12 protein-coding genes are annotated in these 16179 nt (G+C 62.3%); 6 read left to right on the forward strand and 6 right to left on the reverse strand.

Annotated features, from left to right (window positions below; translation table 11 throughout):
* Window positions 1-28 precede the first annotated feature (28 nt).
* Window positions 29-796: a type III pantothenate kinase gene (locus PHS32_RS15500; protein WP_301079941.1), complete on the reverse strand. Its 768-nt coding sequence runs from the start codon at window positions 794-796 to the stop codon at window positions 29-31.
* A gap of 23 nt (window positions 797-819) precedes the next feature.
* Between PHS32_RS15500 and PHS32_RS15505 the strand changes: the two genes are divergently transcribed.
* Window positions 820-2250, forward strand: coding sequence for an amidase (locus PHS32_RS15505; protein ID WP_301079942.1), 1431 nt, complete (start codon window positions 820-822; stop codon window positions 2248-2250).
* Window position 2251: 1 nt separating this feature from the next.
* On the opposite strand, the gene PHS32_RS15510 is transcribed toward PHS32_RS15505, so the two are convergent.
* Complete coding sequence (locus PHS32_RS15510; protein WP_301079943.1) at window positions 2252-2731, reverse strand: rhodanese-like domain-containing protein; 480 nt, start codon at window positions 2729-2731, stop codon at window positions 2252-2254.
* 200 nt (window positions 2732-2931) lie between these two features.
* On the opposite strand from PHS32_RS15510, the gene PHS32_RS15515 reads away from it, so the two are divergent.
* From PHS32_RS15515 to PHS32_RS15530, 4 genes are all read left to right on the forward strand, one after another.
* Window positions 2932-4134 (forward strand): ABC transporter substrate-binding protein, encoded by a 1203-nt coding sequence (locus PHS32_RS15515; protein WP_301079944.1) that lies wholly within the window; start codon window positions 2932-2934, stop codon window positions 4132-4134.
* Window positions 4135-4261: 127 nt separating this feature from the next.
* On the forward strand, window positions 4262-5152 hold the full coding sequence (locus PHS32_RS15520; RefSeq protein WP_301079945.1) for a branched-chain amino acid ABC transporter permease: 891 nt from the start codon (window positions 4262-4264) through the stop codon (window positions 5150-5152).
* A gap of 15 nt (window positions 5153-5167) precedes the next feature.
* Window positions 5168-7114, forward strand: coding sequence for a branched-chain amino acid ABC transporter ATP-binding protein/permease (locus PHS32_RS15525; RefSeq protein WP_301079946.1), 1947 nt, complete (start codon window positions 5168-5170; stop codon window positions 7112-7114).
* Window positions 7115-7132: 18 nt separating this feature from the next.
* On the forward strand, window positions 7133-7849 hold the full coding sequence (locus PHS32_RS15530; RefSeq protein ID WP_301079947.1) for an ABC transporter ATP-binding protein: 717 nt from the start codon (window positions 7133-7135) through the stop codon (window positions 7847-7849).
* 67 nt (window positions 7850-7916) lie between these two features.
* On the opposite strand, the gene PHS32_RS15535 is transcribed toward PHS32_RS15530, so the two are convergent.
* The 4 genes from PHS32_RS15535 to PHS32_RS15550 all read right to left on the reverse strand — a co-directional run bounded on the left by PHS32_RS15535 (window position 7917) and on the right by PHS32_RS15550 (window position 12303).
* On the reverse strand, window positions 7917-8327 hold the full coding sequence (locus PHS32_RS15535) for a hypothetical protein (protein ID WP_301079948.1): 411 nt from the start codon (window positions 8325-8327) through the stop codon (window positions 7917-7919).
* Window positions 8328-8496: 169 nt separating this feature from the next.
* Complete coding sequence (locus tag PHS32_RS15540; protein WP_301079949.1) at window positions 8497-10473, reverse strand: TRAP transporter large permease subunit; 1977 nt, start codon at window positions 10471-10473, stop codon at window positions 8497-8499.
* Window positions 10470-11093 (reverse strand): TRAP transporter small permease subunit, encoded by a 624-nt coding sequence (locus tag PHS32_RS15545; protein WP_301079950.1) that lies wholly within the window; start codon window positions 11091-11093, stop codon window positions 10470-10472. The genes PHS32_RS15540 and PHS32_RS15545 overlap by 4 nt, the downstream gene beginning before the upstream one ends.
* Before the next feature lie 73 nt (window positions 11094-11166).
* Window positions 11167-12303, reverse strand: coding sequence for a C4-dicarboxylate ABC transporter (locus tag PHS32_RS15550; RefSeq protein WP_301079951.1), 1137 nt, complete (start codon window positions 12301-12303; stop codon window positions 11167-11169).
* 292 nt (window positions 12304-12595) lie between these two features.
* On the opposite strand from PHS32_RS15550, the gene icmF reads away from it, so the two are divergent.
* Window positions 12596-15922 (forward strand): fused isobutyryl-CoA mutase/GTPase IcmF, encoded by a 3327-nt coding sequence (gene icmF, locus PHS32_RS15555; RefSeq protein ID WP_301079952.1) that lies wholly within the window; start codon window positions 12596-12598, stop codon window positions 15920-15922.
* The last annotated feature ends 257 nt before the right edge of the window (window positions 15923-16179 follow it).

The following is a 16179-nucleotide window of genomic DNA, read 5'->3' on the forward strand; positions in this document are numbered from 1 at the left end:
CGCGCGGAGCCGCCGCCGGGCCAGAGGATCAAGCCGCAAAACGGCGCGCCGCCATCTCCAGCAGGCCGTCAAAAATCAGGTTGTCGACCAGTTCGAACTGCACCGACATGCTGGGCGCCATCTTCCAGCCGGCGCCGCCGGCCATGATGCATTTGGGCTCGGCGCCGCAGTGCTTGCGCACGTGCTGCACCATGCGCTCCACCGCGCCGGCAATGGCGTAAGTGCCGCCGCTGGTGAGGGCGTCGCTGGTGTTGGTCGGGAACTCGCGCACCTCGCCGGTCGGCACGTGCAGGCCGGCGGTGCCCGATTCCAGAGCGCGCAGCATGATGCCGTGGCCCGGCAGGATCAAACCGCCCAGGAACTTGCCGCTGGCATCAATGGCATCGACGGTGACGGCGGTGCCGACCATGACCACCACCAGCGGTCGCGCCGGACCTTGCGCCAGCGCGCAATGCCAGGCGCCAATCATCGCCACCCAGCGGTCGGCGCCCAAGCGCGCCGGATAGTCGTAGCCATTGCTGATGCCGGCCTCGGCGGCACTGGCCACCACCCATTGCGGCGCCACATCCCAGATTTCCATCTGATCCTCGACCCGGCGCCGCACGGCGTCGCCGGCAACCACGCAGCCCAGCATGCGCTCGGGCGGCGTCAGCGTGGCCCAGGCCCCTTCGGCCAGCTTGTCGATGTGGTCGAGAAATTCGGCACCCTGCGCCAGTACCCTGGCATTGGCGCGGGGGTGCTCGTAAAGAGCCCATTTGAGACGGGTGTTGCCGACGTCAATTGCCAGAAATTTCATGCCGTGATTATCATCGGGAACTTATGTCCGTCACCGAACTCACGGCCCATGCACTGTCGCTGGCGATCCACGCCAGGGAGATTTCCTGCCGCGAGGCGATGCAGGCCTACCTGCGGCGCATTGCCGATCTGAATCCGCGCTACAACGCCCTGGTCAGCCTGCAGGACGGCGATCAACTGCTGCGCCAGGCCGCCGAGCGCGATGCGCAACTGGCGCGCGGCCAGTCCATGGGTTGGCTGCATGGCCTGCCGCTGGCGATCAAGGACTTGGCCAATACGGCGGGCATTGCCACCACGCTGGGCTCGCCGCTGATGCGCAACTTCGTACCGCAGCAAGATGGTCTGATGGTGCAGCGCATGAAGGCCGCCGGTGGCATCGTGGTCGGCAAGACCAACACGCCCGAGTTCGGTCTGGGCTCGCATACCTTCAACGAGGTATTTGGCGTCACCCGCAACGCCTACGAAGCCAGCCGATCGGCCGGCGGCAGCAGCGGAGGCGCCGCGGTGGCGCTGGCCTTGCACTTGTTGCCGGTGGCCGACGGCTCCGATTTCATGGGCAGTCTGCGCAACCCGGCCGGCTGGAACAACGTCTTCGGCCTGCGCCCCAGCCAGGGCCGGGTGCCGCTGTGGCCGACGCCGGACGTCTGGGTCAGTCAACTGGGCACCGAAGGGCCGATGGGGCGCAGTGTGCGGGATGTGGCCCGCTTGCTGGCGGTGCAGGCCGGCTTTGACCCGCGCGTGCCTCTTTCACTGGCCGATGGCGTCGATTTCACGCGACCGCTGGAGGGTATTGACTGCAAACAGCTGCGCATCGGCTGGCTGGCCGACCTGGCGGGCTACCTGCCGATGGAGCCGGGCATTCTGGCGGTCTGCGAGCAAGGCTTGCGGCGCTTCGAGAATCTGGGCTGCGCGGTGCAGCCCATGCAACTTGGCACCCCGCCGCAAGCCATCTGGCAGGCCTGGCTGGTCTGGCGCCGGGCCCTGGTGGCGGCGCGCATTGCGCCGTTTTTGCTGAACCCCGGGAACCGCGCCCTGATCAAGCCCGAGGCCTTGTGGGAAGCCGATCAGGCGCGCCAACTCAGCGGCAGCGAATTCCTCAGCGCCAGCGCGCAGCGCACGGCTTTTTACCAGCATATGCTGGGGCTGTTTGAGCAACATGACTTTTTGGCGCTGCCGGTGGCGCAGGTCTGGCCATTCGATGCAACGCAGCGTTGGCCAGAGCAGATCAACGGCGTGGCGATGGACACTTACCACCGCTGGATGGAGGTGGTGATTTACGCCACTTTTGCCGGTTTGCCCTGCATCAGCGTGCCGGTCGGATTCGATGCCCGCGGCCTGCCCATGGGCCTGCAACTGATAGGCAAGCCACGCGCCGATTTCGAATTGCTGCAACTGGCGCACGCTTACGAGCAGGCGGCGCAAGAGGTGTTGACGCGAAAACCTGCGCTTGTATGAATCAACCCTGGCGCCACGGCAATCCGTGGTAGCGCCAGCCACCCAGGTGCCCGCGCTGTGCCTGCTGATCCGGGTTGCCTTCAAAGCCTTCCAGGATGTTGTAGGCCTCCAGTCCCAACTCGCTGGCACGTCTGGCGGCGGCCATGGACCGTACGCCGCTGCGGCAGAGCAGGAGCACCTTTTTGCCGGCCGGTATCGCGGCCAGCAAGGATTTGTCGAAATTGGGATTCGGCACCATGCCCGGCCACTGCCGCCATGCCAGCGGGATGGCGCCCGGCACAAAACCGACCCATTCCCGTTCGGCGTCGCTTCGGATATCGACCAGCACCGCCTCGTCAGCATGCCACCATTGATAGGCCAGCGGGGGCGACACATCGCCGGCGTAGCCCGACGCCGGATGCACGCTGTGCAATGCCGCGTCCGCGGACCGGGAGGTAGCAGGGTTGGCTGGGTCCGGATTGCCAAGTTGGTTGGTGTGCATGGTCAGACGGGTGTGCTTGAAACGGGTTTTCGATCTTTAGGGGATTTTGGCATTAGTTGAAAAATATTAAAAACTCCTGTGATGTAAATGACGTGTTCATTGTGGTTTTCACCTACGGGAGCGCGCCGCGATCTCCGGATAATCACGCAGCCAACGGTCGTTCACCGTCTTTTCGACATTATTATTATTTGGAGACACGCATGAAATTTGTGCGAAACACTGCCCTCAGTGCCCTGGCCCTGGCCGCCGCAAGCATCAGCTATGCGGCCGACAACATCAAGATCGGCCTGCAAGGACCGCTCACCGGCGGCTCCAGCCCGATGGGCGTTTCCATGCGCGACGGCGCCAAGCTGGCGGTCGCCGAGATCAATGCCAAGGGCGGCTTGCTGGGCCGCAAGATCGAGATGATCGAGCGCGACGACGAGGCCAAGAACGAGCGCGGCGTGCAGATCGCCCAGGAGCTGATCAACAAGGAAAAAGTGGTGGCCACGGTCGGCTACATCAATTCCGGCGTCTCGCTGGCGTCCCAGCGTTTTTACCAGGAAGCCAAGATTCCGGTGATGAACAACGTGGCCACTGCCACCACCATCACCCAGCAGTTCGCTGATCAACCTCAAAACTACGTTTTCCGCAACTCGGCCAACGACACCATCCAGTCGACCATGATCGTGGAAGAACTGATCGGTCACAAGAAGCTGACCAAGGTTGCCATCCTGGCCGATTCCACCAACTACGGCCAGTTGGGTCGTGAAGACCTTGAAAAAGCGCTCAAGGCCAAAGGCATCACCGCCGTCGCGATCGAGAAGTACAACATCAAGGACGTCGACATGACGCCCCAGTTGCTTAAGGCCAAGGAAGCCGGCGCCCAGGTCGTGATCACCTACGGCATCGGCCCGGAACTGGCGCAGATTGCCAACGGCATGATCAAGCTCGGCTGGAAGGTTCCCATGATGGGTTCCTGGACCCTGTCGATGGGCAACTTCATCGACAACGCCGGCAAGAATGCCGACGGCGCCTTGATGCCGCAAACCTTCATCCAGGAGCCCAACACGCCCAAGCGCAAGAGCTTCATCGAGGCCTACCAGAAGGCCTACAAGGTAACGCGCATTTCTTCGCCGGTCTCCGCGGCGCAGGGCTACGATTCGATTTATCTGCTGGCAGCGGCGATCAAGCAGGCCGGAACGACGGACGGTCCCAAGGTGCTGGCGGCACTGGAAGACTTGAAGGCCCCCGTTGAAGGCGTCGTCACCACCTACAACCATCCTTTCTCCAAGACCGACCACGAGGCCATCACCCTCAACATGCCGGTGATCGGCAAGGTGCAGGACGGCCATGTGGTCTACGCCTACGACGAGGACAAGAAAAAAGGTGGCGAGATTCGCACCAAGGCTGTCAAGAAGTAAGAACAGAGCGGGTCTGCGGTCAACGCCACTTTCACGCTCGCCTGAAAAAAGCCGGGATGCCCCGGCTTTTTTGGCGTTGGGGGCTGCGCAGCGCGGGCTTTACCTGGTTTTAAATTGGAGCTAAGGCATGGAAATTTTCTTGCAACTGATCTACAGCGGCGTCGCGCTGGGCATGATTTATGGCGTTATCGCGTTTGGCTACCAGCTGACCTTCGCGACCTCGGCTACTCTCAATTTCGGTCAGGGCGAGGCGCTCATGCTGGGCGCGCTGGTGGGCTTGTCGCTGGCCGGCACCATCCACGGCGGCCCCTACCTCAACTACTGGGTGATGATTCCGGTGGTGGTGCTTTTCGGCGCCGCGCAAGGCGCGCTGGTGGAGTGGATTGGCGTGCGTCCGGCGATCAAGATCAAGAGCGAGTTCGGCTGGATCATGTCGACCATTGCGCTGGCCATCATTTTCAAGAACGTCGCCGAAAACATCTGGGGTAAGGACGATCTGAAGTTTCCGTCGCCGCTGCCGGAGGCACCCATCAAACTGTTTGGCGCCAATGTGTTGCCGATGGAAATCGTGGTGGTTATCGGCGCCCTGGCCATGATGGCGATCGTCGAGATCTTCAACCGCAAATCGATTTACGGCAAGGCGGTGGTGGCCACCTCCAACGACCGCGATGCGGCGTCCCTGATGGGCATCAACACCGGTGCCGTGATCACGTTCTCGTACGCCTTGTCGTCGGTGACGGCGGCGGTGGCCGGCGTGCTGGTGGCGCCGCTGACGCTGACTGGGGCCACCATGGGCTCGGTGCTGGGGCTGAAGGCTTTTGCCGTGGCCATCATCGGCGGTCTGACCTCCGGCGTCGGCGTGATTGTCGGCGGCCTGATTCTGGGCATTGCCGAGACCACCACCGGCTACTACATCTCCACCGGCTACAAGGATGTGCCGGGGCTGGTGTTGCTGCTGCTGGTGCTGGCGATCAAGCCGGCCGGGCTGTTCGGCAAGACGGCCATCAAGAAGGTCTGACGGATACAGGCAAGCATGAAAACCAAAAGCAAATCTTATTTCCTGATAGCGCTGGGGCTGGCGGCACTGGGCCTGTTCCCGGTGCTGGTGCCCAATCCCTATTACGTGCACCTGGTCGAAACCATCCTGATCTACGCCATCCTGCTGTTCGGGCTGGATATCGTGGTCGGCTACACCGGCCAGGTGTCGCTGGGGCATGCCGGCCTGTTCGGCGTCGGCTCCTACACCGCCGGCGTGCTGTTCTTCAAGCTGGGGCTACCCATTTTCCTGACCGTGCCGGCGGCCATCGGCGTCACCGCAGTGTTCGGTGCGGTGCTGGCGCTGCCGGCCCTGCGCGTGACCGGTCCCTATCTGGCGATGGTGACGCTGGCCTTCGGCACCATCCTGCAGATTCTCATCAACGAGATGACGTTTTTGACCGAAGGCCCGATCGGCATCAAGGTTGCCAAGCCGCTGTTCTTCGGCCACAAACTGAACGAGGTCCAGTACTTCTACCTGGTGGCCGTGCTGATGGTGCTGGCGCTGGTGGTGGTGCACCGGATTCTGAAGTCGCACCTGGGGCGTGCTTTCGAAGCACTGCGCGACAGCCCGGTGGCCTGCGACTGCATGGGCGTTTCGGTCTACCGCTACAAGGTCTACGCCTTTGTCATCAGCGCTGGCCTGGCCGGCCTGGCCGGTGCGCTCTACACCTATTCGGAAGAGTACATCTCGCCCAATACCTACAACTTCGAGCTGACCATCATGTTCCTGCTGGCGGTCATCATGGGCGGGCGCAAGACCCGTTCCGGCGCGCTGATCGGGGCCGTGATCGTGGTGATGCTGCCCAGCCTGCTGTCGGACATCGAACTGTTTCGCAAGATCGCCAGCGTGCTGGCGCTGGCAGTCTGTGGCATGGCCGCCTACAACCTGTGGAAAAAAGTAAAGACAGTGCGCGAACTGGCGGTGCCGGTGGTCGCCACAGTGGCGATGGCGGCGTTCTCCTTCTGGCTGGAAAACATCACCGACTGGCGTCTCACCATATTCGGCCTGATGACGCTGTTTGTGGTCTATTACCTGCAGGATGGCGTGGTCGGTTTTGCGCGTGATTTGTATCTGCGTTTTGCCAAGCCGGCAGCGCCGGCCCAGCACAGCGCCGCCGGCAGCGCGGTGCGTGCCTGGACCACCCGTCACGCGGCGGCTGGCAGCAGCGGCGCGGCGCTGCTCGATGCGCAGCAGGTGCTGATGCAGTTCGGCGGCCTGCGGGCGCTCAATCAGGTCGACCTGCGCGTGGCGCGCGGCTCGATTCATGGCCTCATAGGACCCAACGGTTCGGGCAAGAGCACCATGATGAATGTGCTGACCGGCATCTATCAGCCGACCGCCGGACAGGTCTTGTTCAACGGCCAGTCGGTGACCGGGCAGACGCCGTCCGCCATCGCCGTATCGGGCATTGCGCGCACCTTCCAGAACGTCCAACTGTTCGGCGAGTTGAGCGCCACCGACAACGTGCTGGTGGGTCTGCACCACACCTACCGGAGCAACATCCTGGACGTCATGCTGGGCACGCCGCGCTACCGGCGCGAAGACGCGGCGGCGCGCGAACAGGCGGCCAGCCTGCTGGGCTTTGTCGGCTTGACCGACATGAGCCTGGAGCAGGCGCGCAATCTGCCCTACGGCAAGCAGCGCATGCTGGAGATTGCCCGCGCCCTGGGCCTCAATCCCGAGTTGCTGCTGCTGGATGAACCGGCCGCCGGCCTGCCCCCCGCGGACCTGCCCGAGCTGATGAAGATGGTGCAGAAGATCCGCGACCACGGCATCACGGTGATCCTGATCGAGCACCACATGGACGTGGTGATGGGCATCTCCGACACCGTGTCGGTGCTCGACTTCGGCCAGAAGATCGCCGAGGGCAAACCGGCTGATGTGCAGAACAACCCGGCCGTGATCGAGGCCTACCTGGGCAGCGGCGCCGACGCGCATTGATTGCAGAGAAGATTCATCATGCTCATCATTGAAAATCTACAAGCCGGTTATGGCAAGGTCCAGGTCCTGCACGGTGTCTCCATCCACGTGCCCAAGGGCAAAATCGTCACGCTGATCGGCTCCAACGGCGCCGGCAAGACCACCACCATGCGCGCCATCTCCGGCATGATCAAACCGGAGTCCGGCAAAGTCACACTGGCCGGGCGCGACATCACCGGGCTGGACTCGCACCAGATCGCCAAACGCGGCCTGGCCCATTCGCCGGAAGGCCGGCGCGTCTTTCCGACCTTGAGTGTGCTCGACAACATCCGCCTCGGGGCCTTTGTGCGCTACACCAATGCGCGGCCCAAGGGCGACGTCGAGTCCGATCTGCAAAAAGCGCTGGAGATGTTCCCGCGCCTGAAGGAGCGCACGCACCAGTTGGCCGGCACCTTGTCGGGCGGTGAGCAGCAGATGCTGGCGATGGCGCGCGCCGTCATGCTCAACCCCGAGGTGTTCCTGCTGGATGAGCCGTCCATGGGGCTGGCGCCGATCCTGGTGGAGGAGGTGTTTCACATCATCTCCCGGCTCAAGAGCCAGGGCGTCACCATGCTGCTGGTGGAGCAATTCGCGGCGGCGGCCCTGAAGGTGGCGGACTACGGCTATGTGCTGGAGAACGGCCGCATCTCGGTGCACGGCCCGGCCGACAAGCTGAAGGACGATCCGGCGGTCAAGGCGGCTTATCTGGGCGGATAAGCAGGGTCGGCGGGCCCGATCCGGACTTTATAGCGCCGCAGGCCAATCAGTACGAGATCAGCCCAGGCTAAATGGAGACATGGAACAGACCCCAGATCAGGGCTGCCAGTTGAACAAAATTGACCGCCATGCCGGCCATATGAATACGGCGGAAATCGGTTGCGGCCGTTGCGTCTCCGCTCTCGATGCGAACTCGCAGACCGTCCATGTGCGAGAGCACTACTTTGCGGAGAAAGAGGGCCAGCGCGGTTATCGCAACCATGCCCACCGAAAATGCCAGATGGCCAACCAGCGCGTAACTTATCGTCGCCACCGTGGCCGTCCACACCACCGCAACATAGTAGGTGTTGAAGAAGCCGCGAATGAAGCGCGAATCCATCGGTGTGTCATGTTTCAGAACCAGCAAGGGTAGCGAGCCCATAAAGAAATAGCCCATGCACATCAGCAGTGGAATGGTGGACAACAGGGCAACGAGCATCGGATGTGCGCTTTGGCCAATAGTACAAGTTGCCAAATATTACCTGAATCGCTCCTTCGGGCGAGCCGCCACGATCGGCACCCGCACCATGGCTGAGGGCCAATGATTTCTCAAGGACAAGAGGCGCTGGCGCGCCTCTTGTCCTGTTACGCCTTGGCTGGCGCGGCGCCTATTTGTAGAGCAGATGGGGCAACCACAAACCGATCGCCGGAAACATGTACAGCAGGAAGATCGCGAGCACCTGGATCGCCATGAACGGCAGCATGCCGGCGAAGATCTGGTTCAAGGTGACGTGCGGTGGGCTCACACCCTTGAGATAGAACGCCGCCATCGCCACCGGTGGACTCAGGAAAGCGGTTTGCAGGTTCAGCGCCACCAGCAGGCCGAAGAACAGCGGATCGACGCCGAATTTTGGCAGCAACGGGATAAAGATCGGCATGAAGATGATGATGATCTCGGTCCACTCCAGCGGCCAGCCCAGGATGAAAATGATGAACTGCGACAGCAGCATGAACTGCACCGGCGTCAGGCCCAGCGAGAGCACCCAGTTCTCGACGATCTGCTGTCCGCCCAGCAGGGCGAAGGCGGCGGAGAAGATGCTGGAGCCGACGAACAGCCAGCACACCATGGCGGTGGTCTTGCCGGTGAGGAAGGACGAATCCTTGAGGATCAAGCCCAGATCCTTCAAGGTCGTCCAGGCCACGCCGGCCGGGCCGGCGTCCGCCGCTTTCTCGCGCCAGTGGTTGATGAAGCGATAGATCGCCGCCAGCAGCAAGCCCCCCAGGGCACCCACCGCCGCTGCCTCGGTCGGCGTGGCCAGACCCATCACGATGGAACCCAGCACCGCGAGAATCAGCAGCGCCAGCGGGAAGAACGAAGCCAGCAACATCTTGAACACTTCGAGCCGCTGCCAGTTCCACATCAGGTACAAAACAACCAGCGCCGCGGCGCACAAACCCAGCATCACCCAGAACCAGAGTGGCGCCGGCAAACTCGGTGCCACGGCAGGCACGGCAGCAGCGGCCGACGTCTTGGCCGCCGGCAGGGCAGCAGTATCGGCCGGCGGTTGCGGCGCGTCCGCGACCTTGGCTTCGTCGCTCGGAGGTTCGCTCAATCCGCCTTGGTTGTCATTCGCTGGCTCACTCACGTCCGATGTGAACGCGCTGCCAGCCTCGACCAGGCCCGTGGTGTCGACCACCACAGGTGCGGTGGCAACCGAGTAAGTGACTCCCAGCACCAGGGCGACGAACAACAGCGGCAGCAGCGTAATGATCAGTTGCCCCAGCACGCCTCGCTTGGCAACGCCGGCATCGGTGACGAGCGCGCGCGCCAGTCCAAGCAGGGCATTGCGGCCGCGCTGGGCCAGCGACTGCGCCAACGCGGGCAGGGCGACCAGCCGCGCGCTCTGCGGCAGCGGCGGCATCAGCGAGGGCTTCCACAGCGCCAGGATGATGATGTAGCCGACATACAGCCCGGCCAGCATGATGCCGGGGAAGAACGCGCCGGCATAAAGCTGCACCACCGACACCCCGGCCGTCGCGCCATAGAGGATCAGCAGCACCGAGGGCGGAATCAGGATGCCCAGCGTGCCCCCGGCGGTGATGGCGCCGGCCCCGATCTTGACGTTGTAGCCGGCCTTCAGCATGGCCGGGAAGGCCAGCAGCCCCATCAGCGTCACCACCGCGCCGACGATGCCGGTGGCGGTGGCGAAAATGGCGCAGGTCACGATGGTTGCCACCGCCAGCGAGCCCGGCACACGCGCCATGGCCAGGTGCAGGGCCTTGAACAGTTTGTCGATCAGCGCGGCGCGTTCCACCAGGTAGCCCATGAACACAAACAGGGGCACCGCGATCAGCACGTCGTTGGACATGACGTAGTAGGCACGCTGCACCATCAAATCGAGGATCTGGCGCTCCGCCAACGCCGGATTCACGCTGCGGTAGGCCAGCCAGCCGAAGAACACCCCCATGCCCATGAGGGTAAATGCCGTGGGAAAGCCCATCATGATGCCCACCACGATCAGCGCCAGCATCAAGAGGCCGTAGTGGCCATTGGTCATGTGGCCCCACGGCATCAGAACGGCGATGGGGATCAGGATCAGCGCGACCAGCGTAAAGCCGAACCACAATTCCTTGCGAATCTTCATTGGCCCTGCTCCTGCTTGATTACGAAGGCGTCGAGTTTCTGGATGTCTTCATCCTTCACATGGACCATGTCCTTGAGTTTTTCCACATCGACTTCCTGAACGTCCTGCGCGCGCGAAGGCCAGGCACCCTCTTTGATGCAAATCACGCAGCGGATGATCTCGACGATGCCTTGCAGCAGCAGGAACGCTCCGGCGATCGGGATAACGGTCTTGAACGGATACACCGGTGGCCCGTCCGAGGTGATGCTGGAATGTTCATGCATGGCCCAGGAATCGCCGGCGAAGGCGTAGCCGGCCCAGGCCAACGCGACGACACCGGGGATAAAGAACAGGATGTAGAGCACCAGGTCGATGCTGGCCTGGGTGCGCGGCTGGAAGAAGCCATACAGCACGTCGCCGCGCACATGGCCGCTCTTCGCCAGCGTGTAGGCGCCCGCCATCATGAACAAGGTCCCGTAGGTCATCACCATGATGTCGAAGGCCCAGGAGTGCGGCTGGTCCAGCGCATAGCGCGAGAACACCTCCCATGAGATCAACAAGGTGAGGGCGACGATGAGCCAGGAGAAAGTCTGACCGACAAAAGTACTTATCTTGTCGATCGTCAGGAGAAATTTTTGCATGTTCTTGCCCGCGTAAAAGATCAGCCACCCGAACCAGGCCCGGATGGCTGATGAGCCGTGAAAAAAATACCCCTTAAGCCTTGGCCGGCGCCGCCTTCTTGGCTCCAAAGTAATAGTTCAGGGCCATGCGACGGTTGATGACGGTGTCCTGTTCCCATTTCACGGCGCGTTCGGCAAAGGCAAATTGCGACGCCAGAACTTCCTTGAAGATCGGGTTTTCGGCCGATTTCTTGGCAATGATCGCGTCCCACAGCTTGAGCTGGTCCTGCAGCACGACATCCGGGGTCTTGTAGAACTTGACCTTGTCCTTGGTCTGCAACTCGATGTAATCCTTGGAATAGCGGTCAATCGATTTCCAGGACATATCGGCTGAAGCGGCTTCCACGGCGTTGGAAATGATGGCCTTCATCTTGGCCGGCAGCGCGTCGTACTTGGGCCGGTTGAACAGGATCTCGAAGGTTTCGGCGCTCTGATGGAAACTCTGCAGCATGCACACCTTGGAAACGTCCGGAAAGCCCAGCACCCGGTCCGAAGTGGCATTGTTGAACTCGGCGCCGTCGAGCAGGCCGCGGTCCATCGCCGGCACAATCTCGCCGCCCGGCAGCGCATTGACCGCCGCGCCCATGGCCGTGTACAAGTCGACGGCCAGGCCGTTGGTGCGGAACTTCATGCCCTTGAGATCGGCCGTCTTGGTAATGGGTTTCTTGAACCAGCCAAACGGTTGCGTCGCCATCGGGCCATAAAGGAAGTTCTTTACCGCACCCATGCCGATGGAAGCGTAGAGCTTGGCCATCAGTTCCTCGCCGCCACCGTACTTGTGCCAGGCCAGAATCATGTTGGCGTCCATGCCGAAGGCCGGCCCGGAACTCCACAGCGCCAGCGCATTCTGCTTGCCATAGTTGTAGCCCAGGACCCCGTGTCCACCGTCCAGCGTGCCCTTGGCCACCGCCTCCAGCAAACCAAAGGCCGGCACCACGGCACCGGCCGGCAGCACTTCAATCTTCAGATCGCCACCGGTCATGTCGTTGACCTTCCTGGCGAAGTCCTGCGCGTACTCGTGAAAAATGTCCTTGGACGGCCAGGTGCTCTGCCAGCGCATCGAAATCGGTCCGGTCTGGGCCTTGGCGATCATCGGAGCAGACATGGTGCCAGCAGCGAGGGCAACGCCTTTGAGCAGGCTGCGGCGACGAGGATTCTTGCGATCGGTCATGATGGTTCTCCTGTGGTTGAAAGACAACCCCCTCATCATTCGCCTATAAGACCCTGTCGTATACAGGGTTTTCACCAACTGCCTGCCGCCGCTGCCGGTACCGGGCAGCTCTGATCATGCTTAGGGTCGCAACTTTGGCCACACACACTGCCACGATCGGCACCCGCGCCAGGGTTGATTGCAAATGACTGTTTAAGGAGTTGCGGCACAAAGTTTGGGTCAACTGCGCAGTGAAACCCGGAAAAACGCTAAGATTGACGTTTACGTAAACGTCAAGTCCGGAAGCCACACCATGACCGATCTGTCCGCCGAGTTCAAGTCCTTGGCCAATTACCGCCCCGTCAACAAAGTGCGTTTTGTGACAGCCGCCAGCCTGTTTGACGGGCACGATGCGGCCATCAACATCATGCGCCGCATCCTGATGAGCATGGGCGCCGAGGTGATTCACCTGGGGCACAACCGCAGCGTGGAAGAGGTGGTGACGGCCGCCTTGCAGGAAGACGCGCAAGGCATCGCCATCAGTTCCTACCAGGGCGGCCACGTCGAGTATTTCAAGTACATGGTGGACCTCCTCAAAGCGCGGGGCGGTTCCCATATCCAGGTCTTCGGCGGCGGTGGCGGCGTCATCGTGCCGCCCGAGATCCGCGAGTTGCAGGCCTATGGCGTGAGCCGCATCTACAGCCCGGAGGACGGCCAGCGCATGGGGCTGGCCGGCATGATAGGCGAGATGGTGATGCGCTGCGACAAGGACTTGTCGGCCTACGCACCGGCCAAGATCAAGGCTATTCAAGGCCACGGCGAGATGAGCTGGCGCGCCCTGGCGCAGCTCATCACGGCGCTGGAGAACGAGAAGGCGGCCGGTGTCGCCAAGGGCGCGCCGCCGGCGTCGTTCAGCGCTTTGGTGGCGGAGATCCGGGCGTTGGCGGCGACCAAAAAGATCCCGGTACTGGGCATCACGGGCACCGGCGGTGCCGGCAAGTCGTCGCTGACCGACGAGCTGATACGGCGCCTGCGGCTGGACCAGAACGACAGCTTGCGCGTCGCCCTGATCAGCATCGACCCGTCACGGCGCAAGACCGGCGGCGCCTTGTTGGGCGACCGTATCCGGATGAACGCCATCAGCCCGTGGCGGCAGGGTCCGCGCGTGTTTATGCGCAGTCTGGCGACGCGCGACTTCGGTTCCGAAATCAGTGCGGCACTGCCGGATGTGATTGCCGCCTGCAAGGTGGCTGGCTTCGACCTGATCCTGGTCGAGACCTCCGGCATCGGCCAGGGCGACGCGGCCATCGTGCCGCATGTGGACGTGCCCTTGTACGTGATGACGCCCGAGTTCGGCGCCGCCAGCCAGCTGGAAAAAATCGACATGCTGGACTTTGCCGAGTTTGTCGCCATCAACAAGTTCGACCGCAAGGGCGCGCTCGATGCCTTGCGCGATGTGGCCAAGCAGGTGCAGCGCAACAAGGAGGCCTTCACCACGCCCGCCGATCAGATGCCGGTGTTTGGCACCATGGCGGCGCGCTTCAACGACGACGGTGTGACGGCGCTCTATCAAGCGCTCAAGGTCCGCCTGGCGGCGCTGGGTCTGCGCCTGGCCGAGGGCAGTCTGCCGCCGGTGACGGTGCGCCACAGCACCAATCAGACGCCGGTGGTGCCGGCGGCGCGCAGCCGCTATCTGGCCGAAATCGCCGACACCGTGCGCAGCTACAAAAAGCGCGCCCGCAGCCAGGCCAAAATTGCGCGCGAAATCCAGCAACTGCGCGAAGCCGGACGCATGCTCAAGCTGGACGACCCCAACAAGACCAATGCCCATCAGGCGGTGCTGGACCTGGCGGAGCAGCGCGAGGCGCAACTGGGTGCGGCGGAACGCAAGCTGTTGGCGCAGTGGCCCAGCATGCAGGCGGCCTACGCCGGCGACGAGTACGTGGTGAAAATCCGCGACAAGGAAATCCGCACCGCGCTCACCAGCAAGTCCCTCAGCGGCACCACCATCCGCAAGGTGGCGCTGCCACAGTTCGAGGACCATGGCGAGATCCTGAAGTGGCTGGCGCTGGACAACGTGCCGGGCAGCTACCCCTATACCGCCGGCACTTTCGCCTTCAAGCGCGAAGGTGAGGACCCGACCCGTATGTTCGCCGGCGAGGGCGATGCCTTCCGCACCAACACGCGCTTCAAATTGCTCAGCGCCGGCATGATGGCCAAGCGCCTGTCGACCGCTTTCGATTCGGTCACGCTGTACGGCAACGACCCCGATCCACGGCCCGACATCTACGGCAAGATCGGCAACAGCGGTGTCAGCATCGCCACGCTGGACGACATGAAAGTGCTGTATGGCGGCTTCGATCTGTGCAGCCCCAGCACCTCGGTGTCGATGACCATCAACGGCCCGGCGCCCAGCATCCTGGCCATGTTCATGAACACCGCGATCGACCAGAACATCGACAAATTCAAGCAGGAGAACGGCCGCGAGCCGACCGACACCGAGCTGGAGAAAATCAGGGAGTGGGTGCAGGAAAACGTGCGCGGCACGGTGCAGGCCGACATCCTGAAGGAAGACCAGGGCCAGAACACCTGCCTGTTCTCGACCGAATTCAGCCTCAAGGTGATGGGCGACATCGCCGAGTACTTCGTGCACAACCGGGTGCGCAATTTCTACTCGGTCTCGATCAGCGGCTACCACATCGCCGAGGCCGGTGCCAATCCGATTTCGCAACTGGCCTTCACGCTGTCCAACGGTTTCACCTTCGTCGAAGCCTACCTGGCGCGTGGCATGCACATCGACGACTTCGCGCCCAATCTGAGCTTCTTCTTCTCCAACGGCATGGACCCCGAGTACACCGTGATGGGTCGCGTGGCACGGCGCATCTGGGCCGTCGCCATGAAGGAAAAGTACGGCGCCAACGAGCGCAGCCAGAAGCTCAAGTACCACATCCAGACCAGTGGCCGCAGCCTGCACGCGCAGGAAATCCAGTTCAACGACATACGCACCACCTTGCAGGCCTTGATCGCGATCTACGACAACTGCAACAGCCTGCACACCAACGCCTTCGACGAGGCCATCACCACGCCCACCGAAGACTCGGTGCGCCGCGCCATGGCGATCCAGCTCATCATCAACCGCGAATGGGGCCTGGCCAAGAACGAGAACCCGTCGCAGGGCGCCTTCATCATCGAGGAACTGACCGAGCTGCTGGAAGAAGCGGTGCTGCTGGAGTTCGAGCGCATCGCTGAGCGCGGCGGCGTGCTGGGCGCCATGGAAACCGGCTACCAGCGCGGCCGCATTCAGGACGAATCGATGCACTACGAGATGCTCAAGCACACCGGCGAGTTGCCCATCATCGGCGTCAACACCTTCCGCAACCCGCATGGTGATGCCGTGCTGGACAAGCTGGAACTGGCGCGCTCCACCGACGAGGAAAAGCAGAGCCAGCTCAAGCGCCTAGCCGACTTCCATGCGCGCCACGCGAAGGAATCACCGGCCATGCTGAAACGCCTGCAGCAGGCGGTGATGGAAAACAAGAACGTGTTCGAGGTGCTGATCGACGCCGTGCGCGTCTGCTCGCTGGGCCAGATCACCAATGCCTTGTTCGAGGTCGGTGGGCAGTACCGGAGAAATATGTAAAACCTTGCGGGACAGATCTTCAGCTCTGTCATGTCCCCCGCCCCTTGAGCCCATTGGATACTGCATTTTGGTCTACACGGCTGAAAATATAAAAAAGACGCGACTATTTGTTAAAGTTATTTAAAATAGTCGCATGGTGCGTCGTGAAGCGAAGGAACAATTGATCCCCGATGGGGGAGGGTGTACCTTGGCCAGCTGCGCCACTCCAACGGGTGAAAGTCCCGTCTCGCAAAGCGTCGGTGCGGCGAGTAGCAGAC

Source organism: Rhodoferax sp. (assembly GCF_028714215.1).
GTDB lineage: Bacteria > Pseudomonadota > Gammaproteobacteria > Burkholderiales > Burkholderiaceae_C > Rhodoferax.

Excerpts from the sequence above, each read along its gene's own strand:
- PHS32_RS15500 (WP_301079941.1), bottom strand. The coding sequence starts at position 796 with ATGAAATTTCTGGCAATTGACGTCGGCAACACCCGTCTCAAATGGGCT.
- PHS32_RS15505 (WP_301079942.1), top strand. The coding sequence starts at position 820 with ATGTCCGTCACCGAACTCACGGCCCATGCACTGTCGCTGGCGATCCAC.
- PHS32_RS15510 (WP_301079943.1), bottom strand. The coding sequence starts at position 2,731 with ATGCACACCAACCAACTTGGCAATCCGGACCCAGCCAACCCTGCTACC.
- PHS32_RS15515 (WP_301079944.1), top strand. The coding sequence starts at position 2,932 with ATGAAATTTGTGCGAAACACTGCCCTCAGTGCCCTGGCCCTGGCCGCC.
- PHS32_RS15520 (WP_301079945.1), top strand. The coding sequence starts at position 4,262 with ATGGAAATTTTCTTGCAACTGATCTACAGCGGCGTCGCGCTGGGCATG.
- PHS32_RS15525 (WP_301079946.1), top strand. The coding sequence starts at position 5,168 with ATGAAAACCAAAAGCAAATCTTATTTCCTGATAGCGCTGGGGCTGGCG.
- PHS32_RS15530 (WP_301079947.1), top strand. The coding sequence starts at position 7,133 with ATGCTCATCATTGAAAATCTACAAGCCGGTTATGGCAAGGTCCAGGTC.
- PHS32_RS15535 (WP_301079948.1), bottom strand. The coding sequence starts at position 8,327 with ATGCTCGTTGCCCTGTTGTCCACCATTCCACTGCTGATGTGCATGGGC.
- PHS32_RS15540 (WP_301079949.1), bottom strand. The coding sequence starts at position 10,473 with ATGAAGATTCGCAAGGAATTGTGGTTCGGCTTTACGCTGGTCGCGCTG.
- PHS32_RS15545 (WP_301079950.1), bottom strand. The coding sequence starts at position 11,093 with ATGCAAAAATTTCTCCTGACGATCGACAAGATAAGTACTTTTGTCGGT.
- PHS32_RS15550 (WP_301079951.1), bottom strand. The coding sequence starts at position 12,303 with ATGACCGATCGCAAGAATCCTCGTCGCCGCAGCCTGCTCAAAGGCGTT.
- icmF (WP_301079952.1), top strand. The coding sequence starts at position 12,596 with ATGACCGATCTGTCCGCCGAGTTCAAGTCCTTGGCCAATTACCGCCCC.